The organism is Streptomyces phytophilus (assembly GCF_013870535.1).
GTDB classification, from domain to species: Bacteria; Actinomycetota; Actinomycetes; order Streptomycetales; family Streptomycetaceae; genus Streptomyces; species Streptomyces phytophilus.
On sequence record NZ_JACBXC010000195.1, the window covers coordinates 1 to 7,275 of the forward strand.

7 protein-coding genes and 1 pseudogene are annotated in these 7,275 nt (G+C 73.1%); 7 read left to right on the forward strand and 1 reads right to left on the reverse strand.

Going from position 1 to position 7,275, the window contains the following annotated elements; all coding sequences use genetic code 11:
• From H5J30_RS12150 to H5J30_RS12175, 6 genes are all read left to right on the forward strand, one after another.
• Nucleotides 1–1,359, forward strand: a 1,359-nt coding sequence (locus H5J30_RS12150) for an ABC transporter substrate-binding protein (RefSeq protein WP_181787447.1), incomplete at its 5' end; no start/stop codon positions are given.
• A gap of 19 nt (nucleotides 1,360–1,378) precedes the next feature.
• Entirely contained in the window at nucleotides 1,379–2,467 is a 1,089-nt protein-coding gene (locus tag H5J30_RS12155) for a LacI family DNA-binding transcriptional regulator (protein ID WP_181787448.1), read from the forward strand.
• A complete protein-coding gene (locus H5J30_RS12160; RefSeq protein WP_181787449.1) occupies nucleotides 2,467–3,393 on the forward strand; it encodes an ABC transporter permease in 927 nt (308 codons plus the stop codon). The genes H5J30_RS12155 and H5J30_RS12160 overlap by 1 nt, the downstream gene beginning before the upstream one ends.
• Entirely contained in the window at nucleotides 3,390–4,295 is a 906-nt protein-coding gene (locus H5J30_RS12165) for an ABC transporter permease (protein WP_181787450.1), read from the forward strand. Before H5J30_RS12160 ends, H5J30_RS12165 begins: the two co-directional genes overlap by 4 nt.
• A gap of 17 nt (nucleotides 4,296–4,312) precedes the next feature.
• Complete coding sequence (locus H5J30_RS12170; protein WP_181787451.1) at nucleotides 4,313–5,317, forward strand: ABC transporter ATP-binding protein; 1,005 nt, start codon at nucleotides 4,313–4,315, stop codon at nucleotides 5,315–5,317.
• Nucleotides 5,314–6,306, forward strand: a complete 993-nt coding sequence (locus tag H5J30_RS12175; RefSeq protein WP_181787452.1) for an ABC transporter ATP-binding protein — start codon at nucleotides 5,314–5,316, stop codon at nucleotides 6,304–6,306. The genes H5J30_RS12170 and H5J30_RS12175 overlap by 4 nt, the downstream gene beginning before the upstream one ends.
• 82 nt (nucleotides 6,307–6,388) lie before the next feature.
• Here H5J30_RS12175 and H5J30_RS12180 read toward each other — a convergent pair whose 3' ends face one another.
• A complete protein-coding gene (locus tag H5J30_RS12180; protein ID WP_181787453.1) occupies nucleotides 6,389–6,916 on the reverse strand; it encodes a hypothetical protein in 528 nt (175 codons plus the stop codon).
• Nucleotides 6,917–7,013: 97 nt separating this feature from the next.
• Here H5J30_RS12180 and H5J30_RS12185 point away from each other — a divergent pair.
• A pseudogene (locus H5J30_RS12185) lies at nucleotides 7,014–7,275 on the forward strand (hypothetical protein); the annotation flags it as partial.

Here is a 7,275-nt window from a genome sequence, read left to right on the forward strand (position 1 = left end):
AACGCCGCGACCGCGGTCGACGAGGCGTCGCTGATCGTCAAGCGGCTCGTCTTCGACACCCTCGTACGGCGCGAGGGCGAGGAGCTGGCGCCGGGCCTTGCGACCGACTGGCGGCGCGAGGGCGACACCAGGTGGGTCTTCACGCTCCGCCGCGGCGTCGCCTTCCACGACGGCAGCGAGGTCACGGCCGGCGACGTGGTCGCGTGCCTGAAGCACACGCAGCAGGTCGCCTCCGCGCAGACCCCGCTGTGGGCGACGGTCACGGGCGTGCAGGCGCCCGACGACCACACGGTGGTCTTCACCACCGACGGGCCCCTCGGCTCGCTCCCGGTCAACCTCACCCTCCTGTTCATCGTCCCGGCGCGGCTGGTCGCGGACCCGGACCAGAAGCGGAGCCCGGTGGGCTCCGGTCCGTTCCGGGTCACCGACTTCACCCCGTCGACCTCCGTCGAGCTGGCGCGGTTCGACGACTACTGGGGCGGCCCGGCGGAGCTGCCCGCGGTCTCCATGCCGTACCTCGCGGAGACCTCCACGGCGATCACCGCCCTGCGCAACGGCGACGTCGACCTGCTCTGGCCGGTGCCGCCGGACCAGCTGCCCGAGGTCACCGGGGTCTCCGGCGTCACCGTCGAGACGGTGCCCTCCTGGACGTACTACTTCAACTGGTTCAACTGCTCGCGCAAGCCGTTCAGCGACCCCGACGTGCGCCGCGCGCTGTGCCAGGCCGTGAACGTGCCGCAGATCGTCGAGGCCCTCTTCGGCCGCGGCGGCAAGCAGATGCGCGCGCCGATACCCGAGACCGTCGCCGGCTTCGCGGCGCAGCAGCCCTGGTCGTACGACCCGGAGGGCGCGCGCCGGCTGCTGAAGCAGGCCGGCCTCGGGCGGGGGTTCTCCACCTCGATGATGTGGTTCGACGCCACCGGCCCCCTGTCGCGGGAGCTGGCGCAGGCGCTGATCTCGGCGTGGGCCGACATCGGCGTCACCGTCGAGCCGCAGAGCATCGAGAAGGCCATGTGGCTGGAGCGGCTGAACACCCTCGACTGGGACATGAACCTCCAGACGAACACCGTGACCACCGGCGACGCCGCCTTCACCATCGGCCGCCTCTACACCTCGGAGGCGAACCGCCTCGGGTACGCCAACAAGGAACTCGACGCCGTCCTGGCACAGGCCGCAGGCGCGCCGGAAGGCCCGGAACGCGACGCGCTCTACGGCGACGCCTGCGGGACCATATGGTCGGACGCCGTCGGTCTCTTCCCCGTCACCCTCGTCACCGGGTACGGGCGCGCGAAGGAGCTGACAGGCTTCACTCCCGCCCCGAACAACCAGCCCGACCTCGCCGTGGTGGGGCGCCGATGAGACCGCGCCGGAGGATCCCATGAGCCCACGCCGCCGACCCACGCTGCGCGACATCGCCATGTCGCTCGACCTGTCGGTCAACACCGTCTCCCGGGCACTCGCCGACAAGGACGCGGTCAGCCCCGAGACGCGCGAGCGCGTCAAGGAGGAGGCGGAACGCCTCGGTTACGTGCCCAACACCATGGCCCGCTCCCTCGTGCTGCGGAACGCCATGACCCTCGGGCTCGTCATCACCAACCCCGCCAACCCCTTCTACGCCCGCCTCATCTCCGCGATCGAGGAGCGCGGGCGCGAACGCGGCTACTCGCTGATGCTGATGGTCACCGAGGACTCCGCGGAGAACGAGCGCCGCGCCGCCGAGGAGCTGATGCGCTGGGGCGTCGACGGGGTGCTCGCCATACCCGTGCAGCACGGCGCCGAGCACTGGAACCGGCTGCGCAAGTCCGGTACGCCCGTGGTGCTGCTCAACCGGCACCTGCCGGAGCTGGACACCGACGTCGTCGGCGTCGACTACTACGCCGGTGCCCGGCTCGCGACGGAACACGTGCTGGACGGCGGGGCCACCGAGCTGTACCTCGTCGAGGAGGACCTCGACATCTCGCCGGTCGCGGAACGTATCCGGGGCTTCCGCGAGACGCTGGCGGCCCGCGGGGTCGCGGCTCCGGACGACGCGGTGGTGCGCGTGGATCCGGGGGCCGCGCCGGAGGGGGTGCCGGTCTCGGGCCCCTTCGACCCCGGGGTGGGGTACGTCGTCGGCGCGGAGCTGGCCCGCAGGGCGGGGCCCGGCGCCGTGGTGCTGGCCGGCAACGACTACCACGCGCTGGGCCTGTACCGGGCGTTCAGCGAGCGGGGGCTGCGGGTGGGCACGGACATCGGCGTCGTCGGCCACGGCGACCACCCGTTCTCCGCGTACCTCGACCCCGCCCTCACCACGGTCCGCCTGCCCGCGCCCGACGTGGGCCGCGCCGGCGTCGACCGGCTGCTGGAGCGGGTGCAGTCGGGGCCGGAGGCCGTAGCGGAGGACCCGGACCCGATCCGTACGCTGCTGGCCCCCGAACTCGTCGTACGCGCCTCCGCCGGACCACTCCGAAGAAGAGGTGAACACTGATGGGCGCGTTCCTCGCCAAACGCCTCGCGCAGGCCGTCGTCGTCGCCTTCGGCGCGCTGACGCTGGTGTTCCTCATCGTGCGCGTCGTCCCGGGCGACCCCGCCAAGCTGATCGTCGGCCCCGACGCCTCCGCCGAGCAACTGGAGAGCGTACGCGCCGACTTCGGCCTGGACGACCCGCTGTGGCGGCAGTACGTCGACCACCTCGCCGGCATCGTACGCGGCGACCTCGGCGACTCCTGGCGCCTCGGCGGCTCGGCCCTGAGCAACACCCTGGACCGCTTCCCCGCGACCCTGAGCCTCTCGCTCGCGGCGCTCGTGCTGACCGTCGCCGTGGGGATCCCGCTGGGCATGCTGTGCGCCCGCCGCCCGGGGAAGCTGCTCGACCTGGTGGTCTCCACCGGCTCCCTCGCCGGCCAGGCCATCCCGTCGTTCTGGCTCGGCATCGTCCTGATCCTGATCTTCGCCCGCCGGCTGGACTGGCTGCCCGCGACCGTCGACGGCTCACCCGCCGCGGTGCTGCTGCCGGCCGTCACGCTCTCGCTGCCGTTCATCGGCTGGCTCGCCCGGCTGGTGCGCAGCAGCGCGCTGGAGGAGGGCGGCAAGGACTACGCCCGTACGGCCCGCGCGAAGGGCGTGGGCGAGGGGACGATCCAGTACGTGCACGTGGGCCGCAACATCGCGATCCCCGTGGTGACCGTACTCGGCCTGCTGATGGGCAACTTCATCGCCAACGCGGTCATCATCGAGGTCGTCTTCTCCTGGCCGGGCATCGGCTCCCTGATGGTCGACGCGATCACCAACCGCGACTACGCGGTCGTCGAGGCCGCGATCCTCACGATCACCCTGTCGTACATCGTCCTGAACCTGCTCGTGGACGTCGTCTACTTCGTCATCGACCCCCGCCTCACCCCGGAGGACGCATGAGCAGCACGACCGCGGCCGCACCCGCGCCGGCCGTCGACACCCCGGGTACGGGCAAGTCCCCCGGCGACGCCGCGCGGCGGGTGCCGGTGCGCGTGTGGATAGGCGCCGGGGTGCTGGCGCTCTTCGTCCTCGCCGCCCTCGTCGGGCCGCTGCTGCACCCGTACGACCCGGTCGCCACCGACCTGCCGAACCGGCTGCTCTCCCCCGGGGAGCGCACCGACGGCGGCGACATCGCCTGGCTGGGCACCGACCAGATGGGCCGCGACCTGCTCGCCAACCTGCTGGCCGGCGCCCGGATCTCGCTGCTCGTCGCCGCCGCGACCATCCTGGTCGGCGGCGCGGTCGGCCTCGTCGTCGGGCTGGTCTCCGGCTACTTCGGCGGCTGGCCGGACACCATCGCCTCCCGCATCGGCGACATCCAGCTCGCCTTCCCCTCCATCCTGCTGGCGATCCTGCTGGCCGGCGTGCTCGGCCCGAGCGTCACCAACATCGTCATCACGCTGGCGATCACGAGGTGGGTCATCTTCGCCCGCGTCGCCCGCGCCTCGGCGATGGCGACGCGGAAGCTCGGCTTCGTCGACTCGGCGCGGGTGCTGGGGGCGGGACACGTGCGCATCATGGTCCGCCACGTGCTGCCGTCCCTCTGGCAGCCGCTGCTGGTCGCGGCGACGGTGCAGGTGGGCCTCGTGATGGTCGCGGAGGCGTCGCTGAGCTTCCTCGGCCTCGGCGTGCCCGTCGACACGTCCTCGTGGGGCGCCACGGTCTCCGTGGGGCGCGACTACCTGGGCTCGGCGTGGTGGATCTCCACGATGCCGGCGGCGGCGCTCGCGCTCGTCGTCACGGCGGTCGGCGTGATCGGCGACGGCTTCCGGGACGCGTCGGACCCGCGGTCGCAGATATGAGCACAGAGGAGAACACGATGCCTGCTACGACCGTGGAGACGCCCGCGGCGGCCCGCATGCGGAACGTACACATAGCCTTCGGCCCGCGGGAGGTCGTCCGCGGCGTCGACCTCGACCTCGTACCCGGCCGGGTCACCGCCCTGGTGGGGGAGTCGGGCAGCGGCAAGTCGCTGACGTCGCTGGCGCTGATGGGCCTGCTGCCGCCCGGCGCCACCGTGAGCGCGGGGACGGTCGAGATCGAGGGCCGGGACACCGCCGGGTTCACGGACGCGCAGTGGCGCCGGCTCCGCGGCGCGAAGGTCGCGATGGTCTTCCAGGACCCGATGGCGGCGCTCAACCCGTCGTTCACCGTCGGCTGGCAGATCGCCGAGACGCTGCGCCGCCGCGGCACGGGCCGCCGCGCGGCCCGGGAGCGGGCGGTGGAGCTGATGCGGACCGTCGGGATCCCCGACGCGGAGGCCAAGTACGGCGCGTACCCGCACGAGTTCTCGGGCGGCATGCGGCAGCGGGCGGTCATCGCGATGGCGCTCACCCTGGACCCGGCGGTCCTGCTGGCCGACGAGCCGACGACGGCGCTCGACGTCACCGTGCAGGCGCAGATCCTGCGGCTGCTCGCGGCCCGGCAGACGGACGCGGGGATGGCGATGCTGCTCGTCTCGCACGACCTGGGCGTGGTGGCGCGCGTCGCGCAGGACGTCGCGGTGATGTACGCGGGCCGGATCGTGGAGACGGGCGCGCTGGACGACGTGTACACGGCACCGGCACACCCGTACACGCGCGGCCTGCTCGACGCGGTCCCCGACCCGGCGCGGCCGGGGCGGCTCATCCCGATCGAGGGCCAGCCACCGGCACCGGGCGGCCTGCCGGCGGGCTGCGCGTTCGCCCCGCGCTGCCCGTACGCGACGAAGGTGTGCGGCACGGAAGACCCGCGACTCGCGGCCGTCGGACAGGGCCACGAGGCGGCGTGCCACCACAGCGACAAGGTCCAGGCCCAGGCAACGGACGTGGAGGCCGCGTCATGAGCACCACCCGAACGAGCCCGGACGCACTGCTGCACATCCAGGACCTGCACGCCGGCTACACCGTCCCCGGCCGCTCCGGCCTCGGCCGCCGCCGCGTCGACGCGGTCGCGGGCGTCGACCTGACGGTACGGCCCGGCCGGACGGTCTGCATCGTCGGCGAGTCCGGCTGCGGCAAGTCGACGCTGGCCCGCTCGGTGGTGGGCCTGCTGGAGCCCTTCGCCGGCTCGGTCTCCTTCGCGGGCCTGGACCTGGCCACGGCCGGCCGCCGGGAGCGGCGGCGGGTGGCGCACGACCTGCAGATGGTGTTCCAGGACCCGTACACGTCGCTGAACCCGCGGATGCGGGTGGCGGAGATCGTCGCGGAGGGCTGGCACATCCACCGGGACGTGGTGGCGCCGGCAGCACACTCTGCCGAGGTCGCCCGCCTCCTGGACCAGGTGGGCCTGGACGCCTCGTACGCGACCCGCCGCCTGCACGAACTCTCCGGCGGCCAGTGCCAGCGGGTGAGCATCGCGCGGGCGCTGGCGCTGCGGCCGAAGCTGATCGTCTGCGACGAGGCGGTCTCGGCCCTGGACGTGTCGGTACGCGCGCAGATCCTCAACCTGCTCGCGGACCTCCAGCGGGAGCTGGGGATCGCGTACCTCTTCATCTCCCACGACCTGGACGTGGTCCGGCACATCGCGGACGAGGTGGCGGTGATGTACCTGGGCACGATCGTCGAACGCGGCACCGCCGCCCAGGTCTTCGAGTCCCCCCGGCACCCCTACACCCAGGCCCTCCTCAAGGCGGCCCCCTCGGTCCACGACCGCCCGGGCGCCGCGAAGGACCTCCCCCTCACCGGCGAGGTCCCCTCCCCCTCCTCCCCACCCACGGGCTGCCGCTTCCGCACCCGCTGCCCCCTGGCGGCGGACATCTGCGCATCGGAGGCCCCGGAGCTGCGCGTACGGGACGGAGGCGACCACCCGGCGGCGTGCCACTTCGCGGGGTGAGGGAGATCGAGGCGGTGAACCCCCGCTGCGCAGGCACTGATTCGATCAGCAGGAGTGGAACCGCCGGGGCGCGGGCCCCGGGTCAGTCGATCTGGGCGCAGACGTCGATCAGCTTCTCCTCGCCCAGCCACTTCACGGTCCGCTGGTCGGCCGCGTCGAACGTGAAGGTGTACACGCCGTCGATCACGTACTCGCCGCGCGGCAGGTTCCCCTGCCCCTCCTCGAAGCCGACGAGGAACGGACCGACGGCGTAGTAGGTGTACGCGCCGTCCGGGGCGTACCGCGCCAGACCCCGGCCGCTCGCGTCCTCGTCGTACGTGGCGCCCGTTTCGAGGTTGGTGACGCGGACGGTCAGGGCCCCCTTGAACAGCTCCGTCTTCGGGGAGCCGTCGGGGTACGTGGCGACGGTCTTGACCACGACCTCGTTGTGTACGGGCTCCGTGCGGAAGGCGAAGTCGCAGCGCTCACCGGCCGGGTAGTCGACCGGCTCGTACGTGACCGGGCGCCACCCTCTGTCGCCGCCGTCCTCGTTCCCGGAGGCCGCCGCGGGGGCGGCGAGGACGGCGGTCAGGCAGAGCGCTGCGGCGGAGGCTGCTGCGTAACGGCGCATGGCTGGTGACTCCTTCGGCTCGGGTGGTGCGTTCGCCTCCCGAGCCTGGCCCGGCTGACTGACCATCGGCTCACCACACCGGCGTAGGCTGCCGCGGGTGTTGGAGTTCCGCCTGCTCGGCGCCTTCGAGGCGGTCCACGAGGGCCGTCCCGTTCCGTTGACCCGGCGCCGTCAGGAGCGGTTGCTGCTGGCGGCGCTGCTGCTCGCCCCGGGGCGCGTGGTGGCGGTGGACCGGCTGGCGGGCCTCCTGTGGGACGGGGACGGGGACGGGGGCGGCAGCGGGGACGGCGACGGCGACGGCGATGGAGGCGGTGAGCGGGCCCGCGGCACTCTGCACACCTACGTCAGCCGGCTGCGGG